The organism is Pseudoxanthomonas sp. 68-E7 (assembly GCF_057773145.1).
The window spans coordinates 180212-204339 of the sequence record NZ_JBYMTI010000003.1 but is presented as its reverse complement, the minus strand read 5'-3'; the positions used below and the strand labels follow the sequence as shown (position 1 = coordinate 204339).

Genomic DNA, 24128 nt, shown 5'->3' with positions numbered 1-24128 from the left:
CGCTCCACGCGATGCGATGGAATGGCATCGCACCGCCGATGGCAGGCGGGCACAGGCCGGGCGCACCGGCGGGAAATCGAAGACACGCAGGACGGCAAAAGCGGTCTCAGGAAAAAGACGGGCTTGGCCCTGCTGGGCGTGGTGCTGCTCTACTGGATATCGTTTCCGTTCCTTCCATTCCTGGCCATCCCCCACAAGGCGATCCTGATCCCGGCGGCGGTGGTCATCGGCGAAGTGTTGTTGCTGATCGCCATCGCCCTGCTGGGAAAGGAATACTGGGGACGCATCAGGCAGTGGGCTGCGAACACCATGTCCCCGTTCCGGCGCAGGAAGCGGACTGACGGGCGGGAATGAATCCCGACGACCGCCGCATGGACGGCGAACGTTGATCTCGTCTGTGCTCCGGCCGTCGGCGGCACATTTCCTAGCCGACCGTTCCGGATGCCTGCGCGGTGGGCTGCGCCAGCCGGCGCTCCAGATCCTCGCGCATGCCGACCAGTTCGGTGCTCAATTGCTTGCGATGGGCCATGCCTTCGCGGTGGATCTCGCGGACTTCCTCGACCGTGCGGATCAGGGTCTCGTTGACGGTACGCAGGGTATCCACGTCGATCACCGAGCGCTGGTTGGCCCGCGCGGTGCCGACCGAGGTGGCATGAACCAGCTCCGCGTTCTTCCGCATCAGCTCGTTGCTGGCATCGTCGATGGCATTGGCCAGTTCGACCGCGTTGCGCTGATCGGCCAGCGAGAGCTGGATCGCGAACTGGTTGCGCCACATCGGGATGGTGACGTCGCGCACCGCGCTGAACTTCTCGATCAACTGGATGGCATTGGCCTGGATCAGCCGGATCATCGGCAGGGTCTGATCGGCGGCGTGCTGCAGGACCTGCAGATCGGAGACGCGCTTGTCGATCAGGCGCAGGGCGGTATCCACCGCCGCGCGCTGCGTGCGGGTGGCCGGATCCTCACCGCCGGCCAGGCTCGCCAGCTCGGCCTCCAGTTCGGCGATCCGGACCTTGCCGGCGGCCACGTGGACGCCGAGTTCGCGGCGCTCCTCCAGCACGATCGCGTGCATCTGGTCGTACTCGCGCACCCGTTGCTGCTGGATCTGCTGGGTCTTGCCGACATCGGTCATCAGTTGATCGATCTGGCGATTGGTCGAGCTGTAGCGCTGCACCAGCTCGTCGCGACCGGCGCGCATGCGATCGATCAGCGGCCCGAGGATGGGCAGTTTGGAGCGGCCATGGAAGGACTGCAGGTTCAGCGAGCGGGCAATACGCACCACTTCGCCCAGCTTGTCCCCACTGCTGTCCAGATCCGAGTTCCGGACCTTGTCCAGCAACTGGGTGCTGTAGGCGCTGGTCTTGCTCGTCGCATCGCGGCCGTAGCCATGCAGGTTGCCCGGAGCGATGTCCTGGAGCGCCTTCGCGGTCTCCTGTATGCGCGGAATATCGGAGGTATCCAGACCCAGGTCGGAGAGCAGTTGCGGCGACAGCGCGGCGGGAAGCAGTGACTGTTCGGGATTCGGCGTGGTCATGGGATCTCCTGGGTCTTGTTCTCCGGCTTGGCCGGGGAGGGCAGGTGGTCGATACAGGCTTCCAGCTCATCCAGCGCCTGCCGTGCGGAGGATAACTGCATTCCCTGCCCGCTACCGGATTGCACGCCGCGATGCTGTGCCAGCAGCAGGGTGAGCCGGGGCAGTTGCTGCGCATGGCGCTCGGCGACCGCCAGCGTGCCGGCGGCGACCAGCTGCAATTGACCGGCGGTCACGGCGCAGGTCGCATGCAGCGTGCCTAGGCGCGCGAGACGACGTTCGCGGCCGTCGTCTTCGCCATCCCGGGAAGACGGATCGGACAAGGCTTCGATCTCGGCACGCAACCCGGCCAGCGCTTCGTTCAGGCGTTCGGCGCGCAGCGCCAGGGCGGCATGGTGTTCACGCAGCCGCGCCACTTGGCTTTCGGCGCGGAGCAGCAGGACGCCGCTGCCCTCGCGCAGCGCGCGGGCTTCGGCATCCATGCGGATGTCGCGTCCGATCAGGCGACCCCAGAAACCGGCGTTGCGTCGGGCCGCTCCCGGATCGGCGATCAGGAGCAGGGCGCGCAGATCACGCAGCGTGGCCTGCAGCGCATCGGTGGCGCCCGTGCCCAACACCTGCACCGCCGCTGCGTGCTCGGCCAGCACCCGTGCCTCGGCGTCGCCGGCGGGCGCCGGGTTCATGGCTGCGCATCCCCCTGCTCCTGTGCGGAAGGAGACACGTCCAGGGTCGGGGTCGGGCGTTCTTCCTTGAATTCCAGGTTGGCGATCACCTTGTCGAACTCGGCCTGCCGGGGCGACTTCGGCTTGCCCTTGCGCGGTGTCGGCGCGGGTTCCGCCGTCGCATTGGTGCGAAGCGCCTGGGCAAGGGCGACAAGCGCGGCATTGAGCTGATCCTGGCGGCCCAACGTCTGCCGCAGTGCGGCCAGCAACGGCGCCGTGTCGGACGCGACCGCCTCCGGAGTGACCGCCGGCATCGGCGGCATCGGCGGCGCCGCGGGAGCCGGACGCAGGCCGTGCAAGGCTTCCAGCAGCGCTTCCCAGGGCACCGCCGCCGCAGCGGGTTCGTCCGGAGTGGCGGGTTCACCGAGGCGCTGCAGTCCCACCGCGATGTCGGCCAGCTGCGCCACGACGCGTCCACCGACATCGGCATCCTCCGCACCCATGGCCTTGTTGCGCAGGAAATCGACCTTGATCTGCTTCCAGCGCGCCTGCGCTTCGACGCCCAGCGTCCCGCGGAGCTCGCCCAGCTTGAGCAGGTTCTCCTCCGCGCCGGTGGTCAGCAACTGGGCTTCGCCCAGATAGTGATCGGAGATCAGCTGCTGCAGCTCGGACTCGTTCATCACCGGCGAGATCTTCTCGGCGAGCTTGTTCATGTTGCGGTAGCTGCCCTGCAGCTTGAACGGTGGCTCCACCCGGTACCGATCCGCCTGCGCGGCACTGGCGATGTATTGCTGGTTGACCCGGTAGACCACGTCGCGAACGCTCAGCAGCCGCTGCAGCACGGCGACGATTTCGTTGATCTCCGCGCCGCTGTAGGCATGGGAGAGCTGGTTGCTGCTGACATCCTTGCCGCGGGCCCGATCCACCAGCAGGTAGAGATCGGCCATGTCGCGGGTGGCCAGCGGCGCCAGCACCGGGTTGGAGGTCAGGCAGTTCTCCACGTAGCTCAGCAGGAACGCTTCCTCCATCCCGCCCAGCACGTCGCCGAGGTTGTAGATGTCGGCGCGGTTGGCGAGCATGTCCGGTATCTTGAAGACCTCGCCGGACTCGGTATACGGATTGCCGGCCATCACCACCGCGAACTTGCGTCCGCGCATGTCGTAGGTCCTGGTCTGGCCGCGCCAGACGCCCTCGATGCGGCGGGTGCCGTCGCACAGGGAAATGAACTTCTGCAGGAACTCCGGATGGGTATGCTGGATGTCGTCCAGGTACAGCATCACGTTGTTGCCCATCTCCAGGGCCAGGTTCAGTTTCTCCAGTTCCTGCCGCGAGGTCGCGTCCGGTGCCTGCGCCGGATCCAGCGAGCGCACTTCGTGCCCCAGTGCCGGGCCATTGATTTTCATGAAGACCAGGCCGAGGCGGTGGGCGACGTACTCCATCAGCGTGGTCTTGCCGTAGCCGGGAGGCGAGATCATCATCAGCAGACCCATCAGGTCGCTGCGCTTGCCCTCGCCGGCGGTGCCCATCTGCTTGGCCAGGTTGTCGCCGATCACCGGCAGGTAGACCTCGTTGATCAGCCGGTTGCGCACGAACGAGGTCAGCGGACGCGCCTTGAATTCCTCCAGCCGCATCGCTCCGCGTTCGCGCTGCACGACTTCGCCGCGCAGGCCCTGGTAGCGCCGCCATTGCGGCAAAAAACCAACCAGATGGGCATCGAAGCGGGCTTGGAAGTCATCCACGGCCAGGCTCATCCGGCCCTGCTGGATGCGCGGATGTTCACCGAGCAGGCCCTGTACTGGGACCATCAGGTCGACCGGATCGACCACATGGCGCAGGCGTGCACCATGCAGGTGGAGTGCAATCGCTTCCGGCGCATACGTGGCCAGGGGCGCCAGTTCCGCCTGCGCGGTCAGCGCCGCGAATGCGTGCTGCAACAGCGTCCAGGTGGCGACCGGGCGATCCTGCAGGCGCTGCAGCGTCTGCCTGAGCACGGTGCCCGCGTCGCCCTCGGCCATTTGCCGGGCGAACGCGGTGGCGAGTTGCTGCGCATACTGGGTGAAACGGAATGCCGGCGTGGCCGAATCGATGCTGTCGGCGAGGAAGCCGGCCGCGCTGTCGGCCATGCCGGCCGGAAGCTCGCCCGCCTGCTGGCGCTGTGCGATGGAGGCGGCGAGCTCGGCCCGCAGCGCCGGCAACGCGGCACCGGTCGGGCCCAGCGCATCGATCGTGCGCGCGGCGCGGATGCGGTCCACCCATTCGGCCGCCGACTCTTCGGCCAGTCCGCACCAGTAGGCGATCGCCAGGGCGCGTTCGGCGGGCGGATGCACGAGGGCCCCGGCCGCGCGCTGCAGGGGTAGCAAGGCGCGCAGGATGGCGGTGGCGTCGTGATCGTGGATGCCTTTCTCGTAGCCCTCGCGATAGCGCGGCGCGGCATAGTCGCGCACCAGTCTGGCCAGCGCTTCGGGATCGGAGAGCGCATGCTCCAGCGCGGGAAGCGCCAGGCCGTTCCGGCCCGCGCGCGCATCGGCCAGCATGCTGCCGGCCAGGTATTCGCCGCGATACAGCTGCGGGGATTCGGATTCGATCATCACGTCCCAGAAGGGACGCAGCGCTTCCAGCGCCGGATCGTGCAACGGCTGCAGGTAGTCCGTGCCGGTCAGGTGTACGGCCAGCGTGTCGGCGCGGGGAATCAGGGTGAGATCCAGCGGCTGGGTGTTGACGCTGAAGCGATGGCGCGCGCCGATGCGGATGATGTTGCCGCCGTCCTCGAACAGGTCGCTGCGATCGCGCAAGGCGCGGATCGACTGGTCGCGGACGGATTTGATGCGGGCCTCGACATCGTCGGCCTTGACCGGATCCTTGAGTTCGCGCAGGCGCCCGGCGAGTTCACGCAGCTTGAGGATCAGGGCATCGCCGGCGAAGAACGCATTCAATTCATCCGCGGTGGCGAGGCGTTCGGTGCGCCGGCCCAGGCCCTCGAGAATGCGGTTGGCGGCATCCAGCACCGCCTGGGCCTTGCGCTGGCGTTCGTCGAGCAGGGCCTGCTTGTGCGCCTCGAACGCCTCCAGCACCTCCTCGCGCTTGGCCAGGATGTCGCCGAGGAACTGTTCGTGCTCGCCGAACTGGCTCTCCAGCTCCTCCAGTTGCACGAGCAGCCGTGAGGATTGCTCGTCGGTGCGCTCGGGCGTGTTCGCCAGCGCCAGCCCGTTGGTGACGGCCTGGGCGAACAGGGTGAACTGGGCGCCGAACTGGGCGACCGACTCGGCCGAGCCCAACTCGCGGCGCTTGGCGGTCGCGCGTGCGCGCGACTGGTTCAGTCGCGCATAGATGGCGGAGATGGATTCGACCACGCGGGTACGCCGGGTGGCATCGTCGATCTTCAGCGTCGCCATCAGCTCCGACAGCATGTCCAGCTCGCCGGACATCGCCTGCATCGCCGAGATCGCCTCGCCCAGTTCGCGCGCGGTGGTCGCGGCGGCCGCCTGCGCGTCCAGGGCCGCCAGTCGCTGGAGGAAGGGCGCCAGCGCCTTCTCGCCGGCCAGGAAATCACCGGTGGCCAGGCCGACCCGGTCCTGCGCCTCCTGCAACGCGGCCGTCATCGTGTCGACGGCGGCGGTATCGATGTAGCGATAGTCGCGGATGGTCAGCAACTGGCCGCGCTGGCGCGAGATCGCTCCCAGTGCTTCGACGAACTGATCGATGCCGTTCCAGCCTTCCGGCTGCAGGCGGCCGATCAGGGCGCGATGATCGCTGCGCGCCTGGGTCATCGCGGCGTCGGACTGGCGGCGGATCTGCTGGACCTTTTCGTATTCGTCCAGCACCGATTCGCCGGTGTCCGCGATTTCGTGCAGCAGGCCGGCCAGGCCGTCGCACTCGGTATCGTCGATCCAGTGGTGCAGGTCGAACAGGCGGCGGGTGGAATGGGTCAGCAACTGGTAGCGCTGCGCGGAGACGTCCTCGCGTTCGATTTCGCGGGCCAGGTCGAGCAGGTTGGAGACCGCGCGGACCAGTTCCGCGTTGCCGAGCCGGCCCATGAACGAGGTGCCCGGCGCGCGGGTGGCGGCGAATTCGTCGGAACTGAAGGGTGTCTGCCAGACCTGCATCTGGTGGACACGGGTGGGATCGTCGTTCTCGGCCCGGAACAGCACCATGCGCCCGTCATGCAGGCGGGCGTAACCGTGCGCCAGCACCGGCGGCTGCAATTGGCGCTGGATCAGGTTGTACACCAGCAGCGCGGCCTGGCCGGTTTCCCGCTCGTAGAACACGTACAGCACGTCCTCGCCGTTGGGCGAGCGGATCGTGCGCTTGTACTGCATGTCGCGGACGATGGCGTCGAAAGCCTTGTGTTCGCCGTTCTGCAGGTAGTAGCCGCCCGGGAAGATGATGCCGTGGTCTTCCGGCAACTGGATGCAGGCCTGCACGATGGCATCCAGGCGCGTGACCTTGCCGGTCAGGGTGTTGTAGACCAGGCCGCGCCAGGCGCTTTCGCGATAGGGCAGGACCTTGAGCAGGATCAGCGAACCGACCCGTGCGTATTCGAACTGGGCGTCATCCAGCGACTGGGTGCGATCCTCGACCGGCTCGCTGTAGACGCCGGCGCCGGTGTCGGTGTTGTTCTCGACCTTGATGGTCAGATCCCCGCCGGTCGTCTCGACGAACAGGGTATCGAGGATGTTCAGGTGCGGATGCCGGCCGCTGACCTCCATGTCCTTGGTGGCGCGACTCCATTCGAAATCGAACGGTGGTGGCAGCACGATGTCGCGCTCGCCGCGCGCGTCGAGGTAGTTGATCGCGCCATCGGAGGCCAATGTCCAGCGGAACACGCGTACGTCGGTGGATTTCAGGCCGATCTGGAACGCCATCAGCAGGCGGCTGTCGCGGACGATCAGCTGCAGCAGGCGCGCATCCTTGTAGTAGCTGTACAGCTCGCCGAAATCACGCTGGAAGCCGGCATCGGCGAGGAAGCTCCCGGCGATGTCCACGGGCGCGACGTCGTAACCCTCGGCCGTTTCCACCAGCCGGTACAGGCCGAACACGTCGGCAATCGACGTGGTGGTCTTCAGCCCCATGTAGACATTGAAGCCGAACAGCAGGAAATCACCGACCTGGACGATGTCGCGGCCGACCGAGTTGTGTTCGGTGCGGATGCGCAGGCGGCCGATCGCCTCCATGCGGCTGTCGCCGAATTCCTGCAGGCGACGCGTGTTGAGCGCTTCGACCAGGCCATGCAGGCGCGTGCCTTGTTCGCCCAGGCGGCGACGCAGCACTTCGTATGCACCGCCCTGGGCGACGGCCTGGTCGACCTGGCTGTCGGCGGTGGGTTCGGGATTTACGGTTGCGGACATCGGACCTCATCCTCGCCCGTCCTGGGCGGTCGATGCGAGATTTCAGGGCCGGCGGACATGCGTCCGCCGGCCCGGTTCAGTGGCGCGGTTTCAGGCGTCGGTGGCTTCGGACTGGCGCGCGGCCGCCGGCAGGCCGGCACCGCCGGCCAGCCGGCCGAGCAACTGCGCCGCGATCGGGCTCTCGCCGACGATGCCTTCCAGCGCCTTGCCCAGCGAAACACCCTTGGTCAGCGCGTTGAACACGCCGCCGTCGCCGCCGATCAACTCGATGTTGGCGTTCTTCAGCGCGCCGGCCAGGATCTCGGCGTTCTCGCGCGAGATCGCCTTGCCCGCGTCGAACGAGGCCAGCAACTGGCGCAGCTGGGTTTCCAGCAGCATGCGGTACTCCTCGTGGCTGCGCGCTTCCGGACTCATCTTGCCCATCGCGTCGAACTTGGAGGTCAGGCCCTCGGCCTCGGCCGCCATCTTGCGGCCGATGTTGCTGGCTTCGGCATCGCCCATGGCCTGGGTGGCGGTGGCATTGGCGCGGCCGATCTTCTCGGCGCCCTCGGCTTCGGCGGCCAGGCGCTCGCTGAGCACGCGCGCGTCGGCGTTGCCCTGCTTGTAGGTGGCATCCGCCTTGGCTTCCAGCACGCGGGCCTCGGCCAGGCCGGTCTTCTCCATCGCGGCCGCATTGGCTTCCTGCACCTGCGCGTGGGCCAGGCCCGGCGCGGCGGATTCGGCCCGGGTACCTTCCGCCAGCACGCGCTTGGCCTCGGCCTGCTTGCCGGCGGCCTGCAATTCGGCATCCGCCAGCACCGTCAGTTCGACCGCGCGGTGGCGGGCGGCCTGCTCGGCGGCTTCGGCGGCCTTGACGTCCTTCACCAGCGTTTCCTGCGCGGCCGCTTCGGCGGCAAGCACGGTCACCTGCTTGGCGCGGTCGGCTTCGGCGACCTCGCGGGTCTCCTTGATCTTCTCCTCGGCCACGGCAACCGTCTGCTCGATATGGGTGCGCTCGCGGACGACGTTGGCCACTTCCATCCGGCCCTGCTCGACGACCTTGTCGCGCTCAACTTCCTGCAGCTGCACTTCCTTGTTGGTGCTGACCCGTTCCAGTTGCTCGGCGCGGGCGACGCGCTCCAGCTCGATCGCCACCGCGCGGCGGCGGTTCTGCTCTGCCACCTCGACCTGGCGCAATTGTTCCTGCTCGCGGATCTTGATCTGTTCCTCGGTTTCCAGGCGCGCGCGCTCGGACACCTGGCGCTGCTCCTCGATCACCTTGGCGGTCTCGGCGGCTTCGCGCGCACGCACCGTCTCGACTTCGCGCTGCTGGCGTGCCTCGGCCTCGGCCTGCTGGCGTTCCAGCGCCAGCATCGCCTCGCGCGCCTCGGTATTCTTCTTGGTGATCGCCAGCTTTTCGTTCTGCTCCAGTTCGTTGGTGCGCACGTTCTGCAGGGCGGTCAGCTCGGTGATCTTGCGGATGCCTTCGGCGTCGAGGATGTTGCTGGGATCCAGCAGCGACTTCGGCGTCTGTTCGAGGTAGTCGATGGCCACGTCCTCGAGTACGTAGCCGTTCAGATCCTGGCCGATCACCGCGACGATCTCGTCACGGAACTCCTGGCGCTTGTCGAACAGGTCGGTGAAGTCGAACTTCTTGCCGACCGTCTTCAGCGCCTCGGAGAACTTGGCGTTGAACAGCTCGTCGACCGCGTGCTTGTCGGAGGCGCGGTCCGCGCCAATGGCCTTGGCCACGCGCAGCACGTCCTGCGGAGTCTCGTTGACGCGCAGGTAGAACGCCACCGCGATGTCGGCACGCATGTTGTCGCGGCAGACCAGGCCTTCCTTGCCGCGGCGATCGACCTGCAGGGTGATCAGGCTGATCTTCATCAGCTCGGCCTTGTACAGCACCGGGATGATCAGGGCGCCGGTGAAGTGCACCTTCGGTTGCGAGCTCATGTCGTTGACGATGAGCGCGGTGCCCTGCTCGACCTTCTTGTAGAAGGCCTTGAAGATGCCGATGAAACCCAGCCCCAGCACCAGCAGGACGCCGAGGCCGATGAGGAAGGGAAGGATGTTGGCGGTGCTCATGGCGGAACTCCTTGTAGGCGCGGTGCGTTTACTGCTGGTGGAAAGTGGATTCGGAGATGACGCGGTAGGTGTCGGAAGCGACCAGGTGTTCAATGAGGACGACCCGGTCGCCGCGCGCGAAGCCCTGGCCGGGCATGGCGCGGACCTGGAGGATCAGGCCGGCGCCACCGTCGTCGAACTGGGCGCGGCCGCTGGTCTCGTCGACCCGGGGCGAAATGACGCTGCCGGTGCGTCCCAGCACCGGCGCGGGCAGCGGCGGACGCAGGCGGGTGATCAGTGTGGCCAGCGGCCGCAGCAGCAACGAGGTCGCCACCACGCCTGGCACAAGCGCGGCCAACAGGACACCCGCGCCGGCCAGCCAGCGCAGCGCGTCGGGCACATGCGGCAGCAGCCACAGCTGGACGAAATAGGTGATGAGCCAGCCGAACCAGGACAGCACCGTCAGCACCAGCATCATCGGCACGCCGGACAGGCCCAGCCGGGCGATCATGCCGGCGATCTGGCTGGGTTCGACGCTGTCGCCATCGCTGCCCAGCCAGCCGTCAACCGCGTCGAAATCGAGGATGCCGGTGGCCGCGAGCAACCAGTAGATCACGCAGAACGCCAGCAGCACGCTGTAGACGAGGGTGGGGAAACTCAGGGCGGTGGTGAGGAACGCGGTCATCGGGGCTCCTTGCGGTCAGCGCTTTCGCGGGGACGACTTGATGCGTTTTTCCGCCCGCGCCAGCACCGCCTGCGCGGGGTCCTCCGCGGGCATCCGGGGAGCGCCGGCTTCCCGGGCGGCCGTGCCGGCGCCGCGCCGCTTCATCCGCTGCGCGGACGCGAACGCCGGTTCCGGATGCGGCGCCTCGCCGGGTTGCCGCCGTGCCACCGTAGCCTGCGCACGTTGCAGGCTGATGCTGGCGCGCAGGAGGTCGAGCTGATGCTTGAGCCGGCGCAACCGGCCTTCGAGCTGCTCGGCCACGTGGGCGAACTGCTGTTCCTGTGCGGCGAGATCGCGCGCAAGGCGGGTCCATTCGTCGCGCTGTTCCTGCAACCGCACCACCTGCTCGGCCGCGGTCCGTGCCTGTTGGGTGCGCCGCTGGCGCAGCGCGGACTCGACCCGCGCCTCGGCGGTCGCCAACTGCGCGGTGGACGCGGCCAGGTGCTGTTCGTTGGCGATGCGCCGCGCCTTCGCCGCCGCATGTTCGCCACGTGCCCGGTGCAAGGCGTCGTCGACCGTGCGGATCTCGTCATCGAGCAGGCGCTCCGCGCGCTCGCCGAGCACCGCGTCGGCCAGGCCCTCCATGCCGTCCTGGATGCGCTTGAACAGGAGCTTCAGCGTTTCCGGCATCAGGCCCTCGCCTTGCGCGGCGGGCGCAGGTACGGCTGATAGGCCTCGGTGGCATGGATGACGTTCTCGGCGAGCGTTTCGATCTCGAACATCAGGTTGGCCAGGCTGGAATGGGTATCCAGGGCGCCGAACATCACGTAGCCCGCGACGCCGCCAATCCGTTGCAGGCCGATGGTCGACAGGGGCAGCAGCACATGGGTGCCCAGCACGTGGGCGTTGAACGCGGCGGGGTCGATCACGTCGCTGACCGGCCACAGATAGGCTTCGACCAGGATCTGCTCGCCGCCCACGGCCAGGAACACCGACAGGTCGCCATGTTCATGAAGGACGAGATGCAGGCTGGGCTCGGCGCCCTCGATGGTCTCCAGGCTCACCAGGCCGTCGCGCACCGCGCTGGTCTGGGCAATCGCATGCCGGATCGCCGGTACCGTCCAGCCGGCCTCGGTCGGCTGCGCCGGCAGGTAGGGAATGCCGGCATCGCGCTGGGCCTCGCGCATCGATTTCTCGATGGCCGTCAGTTCTGCCGCGTACTCCGGCCGGATCCATACGTCCTTCTTGACCAGGCCCTGCTCGCGCATGCGCTCGCGATAGTTGCGAACGTGCAGGGTCGAAGCTTTGATGGCCGGCTTGCGGGCTGTCATGTAACCAAGCTATTCGATTACATGTAATGGCGTCAAGGCCTCCGGTCGGGCCATTCTCGGCGCATTCCGGTGCCGGCGGCCCGTCGCTGCTCGGAAAGCATTACCAGCCGGCAAGGCAGGCAAATTCGCCCGCGGTCGAGGCGACATCGACCGCGGGGGATGCTAACCGGTGGCGCGAACGCCGCTCGGGGTTCAGTAGCGGGCCGCGCTCAGCGGCGCGTCCGCCCATTGCCAGGCCGCGGCCTGCCGGCGCGAGGTTTCGCGGGCCGCATCGGCCTGTCCGAGTGCCTGCTGCGCCTGCGCGAGGCCGAACAACGACCAGCCGTTTTCCGGGTAGGTCTTCAGATCCTGGCCGAATGCCTCGGCCGCTCCCTTGGCGTCGCCTGTTTCAAGCAGCGCCGCGCCCAGGTACGGGCGTACCGGAAGCGGCCAGTCGGCCGGTTCGTTGTAGGCCAGCGCGTCCTCGGCGGCGACGGCTTCGCGCAGCGCGGCGATGGCTTGCGCGTGCCTGCCCTGGGCAAGCAGCAGTTCCCCGCGCAGCAGGGCATCGGCGACGCGCAGCACGCCATCGGCGTGGTTGATGTCGAAGAAGCTGATCTTCGCCATGTCGGGGTTGCGCGCGATCGCGCCGAGGGCATCGGCTTCGCGGGTGGCCTCGGCCAGCGCGCCCTTGCGCAGGTGCGCCATGCCGCGGGCGAAATGCCGGATCGCGGCCGGATACGGCAGTGCCGGCGGCGCGGAGGTGTCGGACAGGATGGCATCCCAGTCACCGAAGCGGACCCGGGTGAGCAGTGGCGTGACCACGAACTGCTGCATGAACTCCATCGGCGGCGCGCCCATCGTCGTGCGATCCGCGCGCTGGGCGGTCTGTTCCGCCGCCTGCAACGCCAGGGTGCGCGAGCCGGTCAGGCCGGTGGTCATCGTGGCGAAGTGCCAGTTGTGCGGCACGTAGCCCAGTGGGTAGACCCCGTTGCTGCCGCGGCATACCGCCAGGAAGTCCTTGTCCGCCGTGGTCGCGGCGAAATTGGTGAGCGTCGCGTCGTGGTAGCGGCCGATCCGGATGTAGATGTGCGCGGGCATGTGCACCAGGTGGCCGGAACCGGGCGCCAGCGCGGCCAGCGCGTCCGCGTAGCGTTCGGCGCGTTGCGGCGTGGACGAGGCTTCGATGGCGTGGATGTAGTAGTGCATCGCGCCGATGTGGCGCGGATTGCGCGCCAGTACGCGCTCCAGTTCACCCACCAGGCGCGGGGTGAATTCGGCCGGCGTGCCGTCCGCGTTCCAGTACGCCCATGGCGAAAGATCCATCAGCGCTTCCGCGTACAGGGTCGCCGCGTCGTCGTCGTCGGGGAACTGCTCCACCACCCGTCCCATCGCATCGGCATAGGCGCGATCCAGTGGCTTGCGGTCGTCCGGCGCCGGGTCGGCGTAGCGTGCCTGCAAGGCCAGGATCAGCGCCCGGTCGGCCGGGTGCGCGGATTCCGCGAGGGCCGCCGCGCGCGCGGCGAGGGTGGTGGCGTCCTTCGCCTGCTCCGGATCCATCGGCAGGTTGATGTTCGGGCCCAGCACCAGCGCCTGGCCCCACACGCACATCGCGCATTGCGGATCGAGCCGGGCCGCCTCGGCGAAGGCGCGTCCCGCGGCCTCGTGATTGAACCCGTAGGCCATGCGCAGGCCCTGGTCGAAGTAGCGCTGCGCCGCGGGCACGCGGGTGCCCACGTCGCGGTGCAGGTCGCCGAACGTGTCGAACAAGGGCAGGGCGGCAGCGGCCTTCGGCGATGCGGAGGCGTCACCGGTCGCCTTCGGGGCCGGATCGCAGCCCGCCAGCAGCATGGCCAGCGGTGCCGCCAGCAGTGACAGGAGCACGGAACGATGGGTCATCGCAGACTCTCCCCGGGGTCGGTATATGGCTGTAACGGCGCCAGGACGGGAAAAGCGGACAGGGGACCAAGGGCCGACGCGGTCAGCGTGCTGGCGCGGGGCGCTGCTGGCGCAGGTGTGAAGAGGGAGGGGGACCAAGATGCGCCCGGTCCATCGGGGGCGCCCAACGGGCGGCTTTCCGCCTGTCGGCTGTTGTTCCCCGCGTCGGCGGAGGCCGGAAAAAATGGCGCGCCCGGAGGGATTCGAACCCCCGACCAATGGCTTCGGAAGCCACTACTCTATCCGGCTGAGCTACGGGCGCGCAGACGGCATAGCTTACCTGAAGCCGGCGGCCAGCCCAATGGGCGACGGCGGCATGAAGGAACCCCCGGAACCGGAAACACCACCGGACGCCACGGCCCCGCGCGGCCGGGCGGTAAGATCGGCGATGCGGTGTCCCCCGGCCTGTGTGCCGCGGATGTCGCTTCCCGCTGACACCCGGTACTCCTGCTGAAGATGGGTTACGAACGTTTTGAAGCTCCCCCGGCGTCGCGCTGGCGCGAGCGCCTGGGCCAATACTGGAAACTCACCCGCGGCGATCGCCCCATCGGCGTGCTGCTGCTGCTGTGGCCGACCTGGTGGGCCCTGTGGCTGGCGGCCGGCGGCACCCCGCCGTGGTGGACGCTGTTCGTGTTCACCGCCGGCGTCTGGCTGACCCGTTCGGCCGGTTGCGTGATCAACGACTACGCCGATCGCTGGCTGGATCCGCATGTGGAGCGCACCAAGGCGCGCCCGCTGGCAACCGGTGCGGTCAGCGGCCGCGAAGCGCTGATGGTGTTCGCGGCGCTGATGATCGTCGCCTTCACGCTGGTGCTGACGATGAACGCGCTGACCATCGGCCTGAGTTTCGTCGGCCTGTTCCTGGCGGCAAGCTATCCCTACCTCAAGCGCTACACCCACCTGCCGCAGGTGTACCTGGGCATGGCGTTCGGCTGGGGCATCCCGATGGCGTTCGCCGCCGTGCAGGGCGAAGTGCCGCCGATCGGCTGGGTGCTGTATGGCGCCAACATCCTGTGGTCGACCGCCTACGACACCTGGTACGCGATGGTCGATCGCGACGATGACATCCGCATGGGCTCCAAATCGACCGCGATCCTGTTTGGGGATCTCGATCTGATCATCCAGGGCGTGCTGTACGCGCTGGTGTTCCTCGCGCTGGCGCTGGTCGGTCGGCAGGCGGGCCTGGGCATCTGGTACTGGGCGGGCCTGGGCGTGGCCGTGCTGCTGGTGGCCTACGAGTTCTTTCTCGCCCGCCACCGCGAGCGCGGGCCGTGCTTCCGCGCGTTCCTGCACAACAACTGGGTGGGCGCGGCGGTGTTCGCGGGCATCGCGCTGCATTACGCACTGGCGGCCCGCTGATCGTCACTCCCACCAACCGCGACCGCAGGGTCCGGCACCAGGCCGACGGAGGCCGCATGAAGCCCATGATCCCGCTGCTGTTGTTGTGCCTGTCCGCGCTCGCGGCTCCCGTGGCCGCGCAGGAGGCGGCTCCCTCACGGGAGCATTTCGCCGCGCCGGGTGAAGAAGCGGACTACCACCAGTGGCATTACTCGCCGGTGATCAAGGTGGGCGACATGGTGATCGTGTCCGGCATCCCGGCTGGTGGCGAGGGCAGCTACGAGGACAGGATCCGGCGGATGTTCGAGGTGTTGAAGGCACGCCTGGCGCTGGCCGGCGCCAGCCTGGCCGACGTGGTGGAGTTGACCAGCTACCACCGGCAGCCGACCGATACGGCGGCGTTCCAGCAGGAGTTCGACAGCTTCCTGCGGGTGCATCGCGAATTCTTCCTTTCGCACTACCCGGCGTGGAGCGCGGTAGGCACCACCGCGCTGCTCAACGAGCGTGCGCCGGTCGAACTGCGGGCGGTGGCGGTGATCGGCTCCGGACGCGCGCCGAAGGCGGACATTCCGCTGCCTCCGGCACGCTGAGCCTGCTCAGGTCGATGAACGCAGCCGCTTGAGCCGGAACGCCACGATCAGCTGCAGCACGCCATAGATCAGCGCGCCCACCGCGATCCAGACCGCGATGGTGATCAGGCCGACGCCCGGATTGGCCAGGAACAGCACGCCGAGCAGGATCGCCAGCAAACCGCTGAGCGCCAGCAGCCATTCGCCATTGATCAGCTTGCGTACCTGGATGGCGAACACGATGCGCGCGACGCCGGCGATGATCAGCCAGATCGCCAGCAGCCACAGCATGGCCTCGGCCATCTGCGCCGGCTGGGTGATCGCGAGCACGCCGAAACCGATCGAGACCAGCGCGTAGAGAATCAGCAGCCAGTTCGGCAGGGCGATGTCCTTGCGGAAGATGCTGAGCAGGCTGACGATGCCATCGGCCAGCGACAGCGCGCCGAATGCCAGCACCAGCGCAAGCACCGAGCGCCCGGGCCAGAGCAGGGTGGCGATGCCGAACACCAGCGCCAGCACGCCGTAGAGCAGGAATACCCACCAGCCACGCGAGACGTTCACCAACGGATTGCTGCCCATGATCCACTCCTTTTCCGGGAAACCGCGTGACGAATACGCCCCGGGCAGGAGGGCGTCAAGTCGCGATGTCGCGGTTGCGGGCAATCGCAAGCGACTCATGTTCCGGGAGGGCGTGGCGCGTGAACCGTGCTGGCGGGATAAGCATCCAGGAAAGAGAAAGCATGCCTGTCATGCGAAGGGCAAATCCTCCTCGGTCGCCCTTCTTAGAAGAGGTGGGCAGGTGCCCGCAGGGATTGGAGTTGCACGCGTGTCGGATTTACCCGCGCGCCGGGTGCGCCCAATCAGGGCTTGGCGCGGTAGGGCACGTAGGTCGCGCTGGCCAGTTTCCAGGTCGCGCCTTCGCGCCGGAACTCGAACACCGTGCGCAGCTGCTTCTGCTGCTCGGCGCCCTGGATGCGCAGCGTCGCGGTGTTCAGGGCGATGAGCCGCGCATGGTTGCCGTCGACATGAACCTGCGGTTCTCCCAATGTGGCCGAAACCGGCTCCACGCCCTTGGCCAGCATCTGCGCGCGCGCTTCAGGGGCATAGAAACCCAGCACCTCGGCGCGCGTATCGACGTCGCCGACGGGCGAGATTTCCACGTAGTCGGGCGCCAACACCTCATCGAGCGCCGGAACATCGAAGCGGATCTGCGCATCCAGCACCGATTGCGCGATCGTGCGCAGGGCCGCGTCGTCATCGGCGAATGCCGTCAAAGGCAGGGCGGAAGCCGTGAACAGCGACAGGACCAACAGCAGCGACGGAGCCTTCATGGTGGATGCCTCGCGGGGGAAGTCCGCATGCTGAAGCCGAAGGGGCGCCGGCGCCCCTGCCGGAAGTCGGGTCAGGGCACCCGCGCGCAGATCCAGGCATCGACCCGCGCCACCCCGGCCCGGCGCAGGGCCAGGGCTGCTGCGTGCAGGGTCTGCCCGGTGGTCATGACGTCATCCACGAGAGCGACATGATCCGGAAGCGGGGCGGGTCCGGCCTGGAACGCGGCGCGCAGGTTGCGGCGACGCGCGCGCGCGTCCAGCTCAGACTGCGGCGCGGTGTTGCGGATTCGCCGCAGCGCCCGTGGCAGCAGGGGCAGATCCAGGCGGCGCGCCAACGGCCGGGCCAGTTCCAGCGTCTGGTCGTAGCCGCGTCGGCGCAGGCGCTCCCGATGCAGCGGTACCGGTATCAGGGCCCGGGGGCGAGGCTGTGTCGCCAGCGACGGGGTCATCAGTTCCGCCAGCAGGCGTCCGGCGGCCAGATCGTGATGGAACTTGAGCCGGGGCAACAGACGATCGACCGGTGCTCCATACAGGAAGACCGCGCAGGTCGCTTCTACCGGCGGCGGTCGGCGCAGGCAACGGCCACAGCGGCCCGGCACCGGCAATGGCAGCGCGCAGCGGTCGCAGGCGGACCGGTTCCAGGGCAGGCAATCGAAACATCTTCCGCACAAATCAAGGCCATTGTCGCCACTTTCACGGCAGATGAGGCATCGAGGCGGGAGCAGGACGCGGCTCAGCGAGCGCAGCCAATTGTCAACTTTCATCGCTTCCTTGCGGTTGACAGGGTGGGACAGGGTTTCCAGACTGGCCGACTTTATCCCCGCGAGTCCGCGATGTCCGCTCACATTGAAACGCCCGAACTCCGCCACGACTGGCGGCGCGACGAACTGCTGGCCCTGTTCGACCTGCCCTTTCCCGAACTGCTGTACCGGGCCGCGGTCGTGCACCGGGCCCATTTCGATCCCGCCGAGGTGCAGGTCTCGACCCTGCTGTCGGTGAAGACCGGCGGCTGCCCGGAGGACTGCGCCTACTGCCCGCAGGCACAGCGCTACGACACCGGGGTGAACGCGCAGAAGCTGATGGATACCGAGCAGGTGCTGGCCAGGGCCCGCCAGGCCAAGGCCGCGGGCGCCTCGCGCTTCTGCATGGGCGCGGCCTGGCGTTCGCCGAAGGACCGCGACATCCCGAAGGTCGCCGAGATGATCCGTGAGGTGAAGGCACTGGGACTGGAGACCTGCGCGACCCTGGGCATGCTCAGCGGCCCGCAGGCCGCGGCGCTGAAGGACGCCGGGCTGGACTACTACAACCACAACCTGGACACCGCACCGGAGTTCTACGGCGACATCGTCCGCACCCGCGAGTACCAGGATCGCCTGGACACGCTGGCGCACGTGCGCGACGCGGGCATGAAGACCTGCTGCGGCGGCATCGTCGGCATGGGCGAATCACGCGACCAGCGCGCCGGCCTGCTGCAGGCGCTGGCCAACCTGCCGGCGCATCCGGATTCGGTGCCGATCAACCGGCTGGTGCAGGTGGCGGGCACGCCGCTGCACGGCACGGTGGAGCTGGATCCGTTCGAGTTCGTGCGCACGATCGCGGTCGCCCGCATCGCGATGCCGCGCTCGATGGTGCGGCTGTCGGCGGGACGCGAATCGATGGGCGACGAACTGCAGGCGCTGTGCTTCAGTGCCGGCGCCAACTCCATCTTCTACGGCGAGAAGCTGCTCACCACCGGCAATCCGGATACGGAACGCGATCAGGCCCTGTTCGCCCGCCTGGGCCTGCGGCCGATGGCGGTACAGGTGGAGAATTTTGACGATAGTCACAGAAGCAATGTTACCGGCGGCGCTACGGTGCACGCCGACATCACCGCGCCGGCCGCCTGCTGCGACCACGCGGCGTAGTCATTGTGCTCAGGGGGAATCTGGCAGACAGGCACGGCGCCGGACAGGCGGCGTCGCCCTGCGTCGTGTTTCCGGCCGTGCGGCGCAATCGAGGAGTTTCCTTGCCGTCCCGCTGCCAGGCTGCCCGTCCGCCATGACCCGTCCCGATCTGCTTGAACGCGTCCACAGCCAGCGCAAACTGCGCGCCGCGCAGGGGCGCTCGCGCGTGCGCCGCACGGTCACGCGCCGCGACGGCGTGCGGGTGGAGGTCAACGGCCGCTGGCTGATCGAGTTCGCCGGCAATGACTACCTGGGCCTGTCGCAGCAGTTCGAGGTGCTGAGCGCGCTGCAGGACGCCGCCAGCCGCGAAGGCGCCGGCGCGGGCGCCTCGCACCTGATCACCGGCCATCATTTCGCCCACGACGGCCTGGAGCAGGACGTCGCCGACTGGCTGGGCTATCCGCGCGCGCTGCTGTTCGGCAGCGGCTTCCTTGCCAATCTCGCCGTGCAGCAGGCGCTGCTGGAGGACGGCGACGTGTGCGTGCAGGACCGCCTCAACCACGCCAGCCTGATCGACGCCACCCGCCTGGCTGGATGCAAGCTGCGCCGTTATCCGCATCTGGATCCGGAAGGCGCGATGCGCCAGCTGCGGCAGGCGCCGGAAGGCGCGGCGATGCTGGTGACCGACGGCGTCTTCAGCATGGATGGCGATGCCGCGCCGCTGCGCGCGCTCAGCCTGGTCGCGCGGATGCAGCAGGCGATGCTGTATGTGGACGATGCCCATGGCGTCGGCGTGCGCGGCCCGGACGGGCGCGGCAGCGTCGCCGAGGCGCGCATGGGCGTGGAGGAAGTGCCGCTGCAACTGGTCACGCTCGGCAAGGCGCTGGGCGGGTATGGCGCCGTCGTGGTCGGCAGCGATGCGCTCATCCAGCATCTGGCGGAAACCGCGCGACCCTACATCTACACCACGGCGTTGCCGCCGGCCTTGGCCGCGGCCACCCGGATCGCGGTTCGGCACGCGCGGCGCGATCACTGGCGGCGCGAAAAACTGCAGATGCTGGTGGACCGGTTCCGCACCGCCGCGCAGGGACGCGGGCTGGAACTGATGGCATCGGACACGCCGATCCAGCCGGTCCTGTGCGGCAACGAGGCCAACGCGCTGGCACTGTCCTCGGCGCTGGAGAGCGCGGGCTTTTGGGTGCCGGCAATCCGCCCGCCGACCGTGCCCGAGGGCAAGGCGCGCCTGCGTGTCACCCTGTCGGCGCTGCATACGCCGCAGGACGTGGATCAACTGGTCGAGGTGCTGGCGCGCTCGTGGGACGCGGTGCGCCGCATCCGCAACGTCGGCACCTGAACGCGCGGCGTCCGGCCAACGGTCGCGGCTCCGGAATCGGCGACAATGGCCGCCGTCATCACGCCGGCCCCGCCGGTGGCATTCCTGCTTCTTACGCATGCATATCGAAGTCGTGGGCCGCGGCCCTTCGCTGGTTCTGATTCATGGCTGGGCCCTGCATGGCGGCGTATTCGCGCCGCTGGTGGAAAGGCTGTCGGCGCATTGCACGTTGCACCTGGTGGATCTGCCGGGCCACGGCCACAGCCGCGAGTCGGCCACCACGCTCGAGTTGCAGGCGTGCGCCGCGGAGATCCTGGCGCGCACCCCGCCGGCGGTCTGGCTGGGCTGGTCGCTGGGGGGCCTGTTCGCGATGCAGGCGGCGGCGACCTCCCCACAGGTGAAGGGGCTGGCGCTGATTGCCGCCACGCCGCGATTCGTCCGCGGCGATGACTGGCCGCACGCGGTCGATCCCTCGGTGTTCCTGCAGTTCGGCGAGGAGCTGCGCGGCGACTATCGCGGCACGCTGGAGCGGTTCCTGGCCCTGGACACGATCGGTTCCGAGCACGCGCGCGAGGAACTGCGCACGCTCAAGCAGACCCTGTACGCGCGCGGCGAGCCCTCCCCGCAGGTGCTGCAACAGGGGCTGCGCCTGCTCGAACACTCGGACCTGCGCGATGTGCTTGCCGGCCTGGCCCTGCCAAGCCTGTGGATCTCCGGGCGACGGGATCGGCTGGTGCCCGCCGCGGGCATGCGCGATGCGGCCGCGCTGGCCCCATGGGGCCTGCATGTGGACATTGCCGGTGGCGGACATGCACCGTTCCTGGGCCACGCGGATCGGGTCGCGCACGAACTGACCGACTTCCTCACCGCGATCGGCCACGCGCCCGACGCTTCGCACGGGTGAACGCGACAGCCCGCTTTCCGCCCTCGATTAGAATCCCCCGATGAATTCCCAGTTCGATCACCGCCATATCCGCCGCGCGTTCTCGCGCTCGGCCGCCGGCTACGACGCCGTCGCCGTGCTCCAGCACGAGGTGGAGAAACGCCTGCTGGAGTCGCTGGACTATCTGGCTGATCGCTCCCCGCGGGTGGTCCTCGACGTGGGCAGCGGGCCGGGCCATGCCGCCGCGGCGATGCACAAGCGCTGGCCGAAGGCGCAGGTGCTGGCGCTGGATCTGGCGTTGCCTATGCTGCGGGAGGCGAAGAAGCAGGCCGGCTGGTGGAAGCCATTCCCGCGGGTGTGCGCGGATGCGCGCGCGCTGCCGCTGGCCGAGGGCAGCGTGGACGTGCTGTTCTCCAACCTGTGCCTGCAATGGGTGGAGGATCTGCCGGCGGTGTTCGCCGGTTTCCGCCGCGTGCTCAAGCCGGGTGGCCTGCTGTTGTGCTCCACCTTCGGCCCCGACACGCTGCATGAACTGCGCGATGCCTTCGCCGAGGCCGACGATGCGCCACACGTCAGCCGCTTCACACCGATCGCGCAGTTCGGCGACGCGCTGATGATGTCCGGCTTCCGGGATCCGGTGCTGGACCGGGATCGTTTCACCCTCACCTATGCGGATCTGCCGGCGCTGATGCGCGAGTTGCGCGCGATGGGCGCGACCAACGCGATGAGCACGCGCCGGCACACGCTGACTGGCCGCCGTCGTTTCGCTGCCGCCAGCGCCGCCTATGAACCCCTGCGCGGCGCGGACGGCAAGCTGCCCAGCACCTGGGAAGTGATCTATGCCCACGCCTGGGCACCGGAACCGGGTGCGCCGATCCGTGGCCAGGGCGAGGAGATTGCCAGCGTGCCGCTGTCGCGGATTCCCATCCGTCGGCGCGGGGAGTAGCGCTGGCGGATTGCGCCCACGCGCCGGATGGATTGCGCGACGGATGCCGGCTTTGCCGTCACGCGCTGCATGGAGATGCCGGGCCTTCCCGCATCCCACGCAAATCCCCAGTCGCCCGCTGGCGCCCGCCCCCTGTGTCGCTTTCAACCGCCGAATGGCTGATCAAGGGGGCTCCCGAACCGAAGCCCGCCGTTCCTCCCCCTTCGCGGAAGGGGGACCGAGAGGGATTTGCCGTCCGCTCTTGCCGAAACCAGCTGCAGTACTACTTGCTCACCTGGGCAATCCAGTCCTGCAGGTTGTAATAGTTCGTGACCCGTGCGATCCGGTCATCGCGGATGTCGAAGAACGCGCCGCCGGGCAACACGTAGGCCTGGCCCTTGGCCGGCGGCAGGCCTTCGTCGGTGTTGAGGTATTCGCCATGCACGACGTATTCGGCGGCGGCGCGGTCGCCGTCCAGCGAGGCGAGCACGACGATGTCGCGCAACTGCTCGCGGTAACTGGCGTTCATCCGGCCGAGGAAGGCGGCGAAGGCCTCGCGCCCGGTTTCGCGCGCGCCCTGGTTGAGGTCGTGCACCACGTCGTCGGTGAGCAGCGCCAGCATGCCGTCCCAGTCGCCGCGGTTGAAGGCGGCGTAATAGGTCAGCACCAGTTCGGTGGCGCGATCCTGCCTGCGGTTGCCGTCGATCTTCATGCGCATGGCCTTGTCGGTGCAAACCCGGATGATACCCCCGGACGGGAGCCGGGGCGCCGTCTCAGCGCGATTGCGGCAACCGATCGCGGTGGAAGAAGTACACCTCGGCCAACAGGAAGCGCCAGCGGGTGGTGAAGCTGCGGAAACGGGTGGTCGGCGTGGGCGAGCCCAGTGCGTCGATGCCCAGTTCGTGGCTGATGCGCAGAGCGCGCGCCATGTGCAGCGGGTCGCTGACGACGATCGCGCGGTGCAGATCGTGGGTCTGCATCAGCGCGGCGGCCTGGCGCAGGTTCTCGTGGGTGTTGCGGGAAACCGATTCGATCAGGATGGCGCGGGGCGGGACGCCCTGGCGGATCGCATAGCGGCGACCGACCTGCGCTTCGGAAAAACGCGCGCCGGATCCCCCGTAGCCACCGGTGAAGATCAGGGTCTTGGCCATCCCGCGCTTGTACAGATCGATGCCGTGGCGGATGCGCTCCTCGAACACCGGCGAAGGCTTGGCGTCGTAGGCCGCCGCGCCCAGCACGATGATCGCGTCGGCCGGTGCGGCCTGATCGCGCTGGCCCACCCAGGTGATGTAGCCGGCCACGCCGGCCAGCCACAGCAGCAGCAGCACCAGCAGGCGCCGAAGCCAGCCCCAGAACCCCGTGCGCCGCCTGCGCCGCGCCACGCTCACGCCCACGCCGGCCCCCAGGGCAGGGCATCCAAATCGACGTTGCCGCCGGACAGCACCAGGCCCACCCGCTGGCCCGTGAAGCGATCGCGGTGCTTCAGCACCGCCGCCAGCACCAGCGCCGAGGAAGGTTCGACCACGAGCTTCAGGCATTGCCAGAGCAGGCGCATCGCGTTGATGGTTTCCTGATCGTCGGCCACCAGTACCTGCACGCCATGCGCGCGAAGGGCCGCGAAGTTGGGTTCGCCCACCGCCGTCCGCAGGCCGTCGCAGATCGTGTCCGGAGTGAAGTCGGCAAGGCGCTCGCCGGCCGCCAGCGAGCGCGCGGTGTCGTCGGCGCCGGCCGGTTCGGCCGCGTAGATCCGGCAGGACGGCGCCATCCGCGCGGTCGCGATGGCGGTGCCGCTGCTCAGGCCGCCGCCGCCGACCGGGGTCATCACCGCGTCGAAGGCCCCGTGGCTGTTATGCAGTTCCAGGATGGCGGTGCCCTGCCCAGCGATGACCGCCGGATGGGTGAAGGGGTGGATCAGGTGGGCGCCGGTCCCGGCCTGCACGCGGGCGCAGGCGGCCTCGCGCGCGGCCTGGGTGGGCGCGCAGCGGTGAATGGTCGCGCCGTAGCGTTCGATGGACGCGAGCTTGGCGGCCACGGCGCCCTCGGGCACCACCACGTGACACGGGATGCCGCGAGTACGGGCCGCCAGCGCCAGCGCACCGCCGTGATTGCCGGAGGAATGGGTCACCACGCCGCGCCCGGCGTCGGCCTCCGGCAGCGACCAGACCGCGTTGCAGGCGCCGCGGAACTTGAACGCGCCGCTGCGCTGCAGGGGTTCGGCCTTGAAGAACAACGAACAGCCCGCGCGTTCATCCAGTTCGCGCGAATGCAGCACCGGCGTGGCATGGGCGTGCGGGGCGATGCGGGCGGCGGCGGCCAGGATGTCGTCGAACGTGGGCAGGGTGTGCGGCATGGACAACAGGTTAACGCACC

General features: G+C 68.5%; 21 protein-coding genes and 1 tRNA gene. 7 read left to right on the top strand and 15 right to left on the bottom strand.

All coding sequences use genetic code 11. The features are described 5' to 3' along the window. The first annotated feature begins 21 nt into the window (after positions 1-21). A complete protein-coding gene (locus AC3DE2_RS09020) occupies positions 22-354 on the top strand; it encodes a transporter suffix domain-containing protein (RefSeq protein ID WP_488425910.1) in 333 nt (110 codons plus the stop codon). A 70-nt stretch (positions 355-424) separates the two neighbouring features. Here the strand turns inward: AC3DE2_RS09020 and AC3DE2_RS09015 are convergent, their stop codons facing one another. The 9 genes from AC3DE2_RS09015 to AC3DE2_RS08975 form a co-directional block, all read right to left on the bottom strand. Continuing rightward, complete coding sequence (locus AC3DE2_RS09015; RefSeq protein ID WP_488425908.1) at positions 425-1534, bottom strand: toxic anion resistance protein; 1110 nt, start codon at positions 1532-1534, stop codon at positions 425-427. After that, positions 1531-2214, bottom strand: a complete 684-nt coding sequence (locus AC3DE2_RS09010) for a hypothetical protein (protein WP_488425906.1) — start codon at positions 2212-2214, stop codon at positions 1531-1533. The genes AC3DE2_RS09015 and AC3DE2_RS09010 overlap by 4 nt, the downstream gene beginning before the upstream one ends. After that, positions 2211-7538, bottom strand: a complete 5328-nt coding sequence (locus AC3DE2_RS09005; RefSeq protein WP_488425904.1) for a DNA repair ATPase — start codon at positions 7536-7538, stop codon at positions 2211-2213. Before AC3DE2_RS09005 ends, AC3DE2_RS09010 begins: the two co-directional genes overlap by 4 nt. 90 nt (positions 7539-7628) lie before the next feature. Next, positions 7629-9605, bottom strand: coding sequence for a hypothetical protein (locus tag AC3DE2_RS09000; RefSeq protein WP_488425902.1), 1977 nt, complete (start codon positions 9603-9605; stop codon positions 7629-7631). A 28-nt stretch (positions 9606-9633) separates the two neighbouring features. Then, positions 9634-10269, bottom strand: coding sequence for a hypothetical protein (locus AC3DE2_RS08995; RefSeq protein WP_488425900.1), 636 nt, complete (start codon positions 10267-10269; stop codon positions 9634-9636). A 15-nt stretch (positions 10270-10284) separates the two neighbouring features. After that, on the bottom strand, positions 10285-10938 hold the full coding sequence (locus AC3DE2_RS08990; protein WP_488425899.1) for a PspA/IM30 family protein: 654 nt from the start codon (positions 10936-10938) through the stop codon (positions 10285-10287). Beyond that, positions 10938-11579: a YjfI family protein gene (locus tag AC3DE2_RS08985; RefSeq protein ID WP_295381212.1), complete on the bottom strand. Its 642-nt coding sequence runs from the start codon at positions 11577-11579 to the stop codon at positions 10938-10940. Before AC3DE2_RS08985 ends, AC3DE2_RS08990 begins: the two co-directional genes overlap by 1 nt. A 192-nt stretch (positions 11580-11771) precedes the next feature. Then, positions 11772-13457 carry a tetratricopeptide repeat protein gene (locus AC3DE2_RS08980; RefSeq protein ID WP_488425898.1) on the bottom strand — a complete coding sequence of 562 codons (1686 nt, stop codon included), beginning with the start codon at positions 13455-13457 and terminating at the stop codon, positions 11772-11774. 224 nt (positions 13458-13681) lie between these two features. Further along, positions 13682-13758 (bottom strand) — tRNA-Arg (locus AC3DE2_RS08975). A 194-nt stretch (positions 13759-13952) separates the two neighbouring features. Between AC3DE2_RS08975 and ubiA the strand changes: the two genes are divergently transcribed. Both ubiA and AC3DE2_RS08965 read left to right on the top strand, forming a co-directional pair. Beyond that, the gene (gene ubiA / locus AC3DE2_RS08970) at positions 13953-14855 is read left to right on the top strand and encodes a 4-hydroxybenzoate octaprenyltransferase (RefSeq protein ID WP_488425897.1); all 903 of its coding nucleotides are present in this window, start codon (positions 13953-13955) and stop codon (positions 14853-14855) included. A 56-nt stretch (positions 14856-14911) separates the two neighbouring features. Next, positions 14912-15424, top strand: coding sequence for a Rid family hydrolase (locus tag AC3DE2_RS08965; protein ID WP_295381175.1), 513 nt, complete (start codon positions 14912-14914; stop codon positions 15422-15424). Between the two features lie 6 nt (positions 15425-15430). Here the strand turns inward: AC3DE2_RS08965 and AC3DE2_RS08960 are convergent, their stop codons facing one another. The 3 genes from AC3DE2_RS08960 to AC3DE2_RS08950 form a co-directional block, all read right to left on the bottom strand. Beyond that, complete coding sequence (locus AC3DE2_RS08960) at positions 15431-15982, bottom strand: HdeD family acid-resistance protein (RefSeq protein ID WP_488425896.1); 552 nt, start codon at positions 15980-15982, stop codon at positions 15431-15433. Positions 15983-16263: 281 nt separating this feature from the next. Beyond that, positions 16264-16734, bottom strand: coding sequence for a nuclear transport factor 2 family protein (locus AC3DE2_RS08955; RefSeq protein WP_488425895.1), 471 nt, complete (start codon positions 16732-16734; stop codon positions 16264-16266). Between the two features lie 71 nt (positions 16735-16805). Next, positions 16806-17498 (bottom strand): ComF family protein, encoded by a 693-nt coding sequence (locus AC3DE2_RS08950; RefSeq protein ID WP_488425894.1) that lies wholly within the window; start codon positions 17496-17498, stop codon positions 16806-16808. A gap of 69 nt (positions 17499-17567) precedes the next feature. On the opposite strand from AC3DE2_RS08950, the gene bioB reads away from it, so the two are divergent. The 4 genes from bioB to bioC all read left to right on the top strand — a co-directional run bounded on the left by bioB (position 17568) and on the right by bioC (position 21779). After that, positions 17568-18638 carry a biotin synthase BioB gene (gene bioB / locus AC3DE2_RS08945; RefSeq protein ID WP_488425893.1) on the top strand — a complete coding sequence of 357 codons (1071 nt, stop codon included), beginning with the start codon at positions 17568-17570 and terminating at the stop codon, positions 18636-18638. 133 nt (positions 18639-18771) lie between these two features. Next, positions 18772-19971: an 8-amino-7-oxononanoate synthase gene (gene bioF / locus AC3DE2_RS08940; RefSeq protein WP_488425891.1), complete on the top strand. Its 1200-nt coding sequence runs from the start codon at positions 18772-18774 to the stop codon at positions 19969-19971. Between the two features lie 97 nt (positions 19972-20068). Further along, positions 20069-20854 (top strand): pimeloyl-ACP methyl ester esterase BioH, encoded by a 786-nt coding sequence (bioH, locus tag AC3DE2_RS08935; protein ID WP_295381137.1) that lies wholly within the window; start codon positions 20069-20071, stop codon positions 20852-20854. 40 nt (positions 20855-20894) lie between these two features. Next, on the top strand, positions 20895-21779 hold the full coding sequence (gene bioC, locus AC3DE2_RS08930) for a malonyl-ACP O-methyltransferase BioC (RefSeq protein ID WP_295381114.1): 885 nt from the start codon (positions 20895-20897) through the stop codon (positions 21777-21779). Positions 21780-22041: 262 nt separating this feature from the next. On the opposite strand, the gene AC3DE2_RS08925 is transcribed toward bioC, so the two are convergent. From AC3DE2_RS08925 to AC3DE2_RS08915, 3 genes are all read right to left on the bottom strand, one after another. Beyond that, the gene (locus AC3DE2_RS08925; RefSeq protein WP_295381435.1) at positions 22042-22470 is read right to left on the bottom strand and encodes a ketosteroid isomerase-related protein; all 429 of its coding nucleotides are present in this window, start codon (positions 22468-22470) and stop codon (positions 22042-22044) included. A gap of 61 nt (positions 22471-22531) precedes the next feature. Continuing rightward, positions 22532-23152, bottom strand: coding sequence for a YdcF family protein (locus AC3DE2_RS08920; RefSeq protein ID WP_488425890.1), 621 nt, complete (start codon positions 23150-23152; stop codon positions 22532-22534). Beyond that, positions 23143-24108: a threonine ammonia-lyase gene (locus AC3DE2_RS08915; protein ID WP_295381106.1), complete on the bottom strand. Its 966-nt coding sequence runs from the start codon at positions 24106-24108 to the stop codon at positions 23143-23145. The genes AC3DE2_RS08920 and AC3DE2_RS08915 overlap by 10 nt, the downstream gene beginning before the upstream one ends. Positions 24109-24128: the final 20 nt, after the last annotated feature.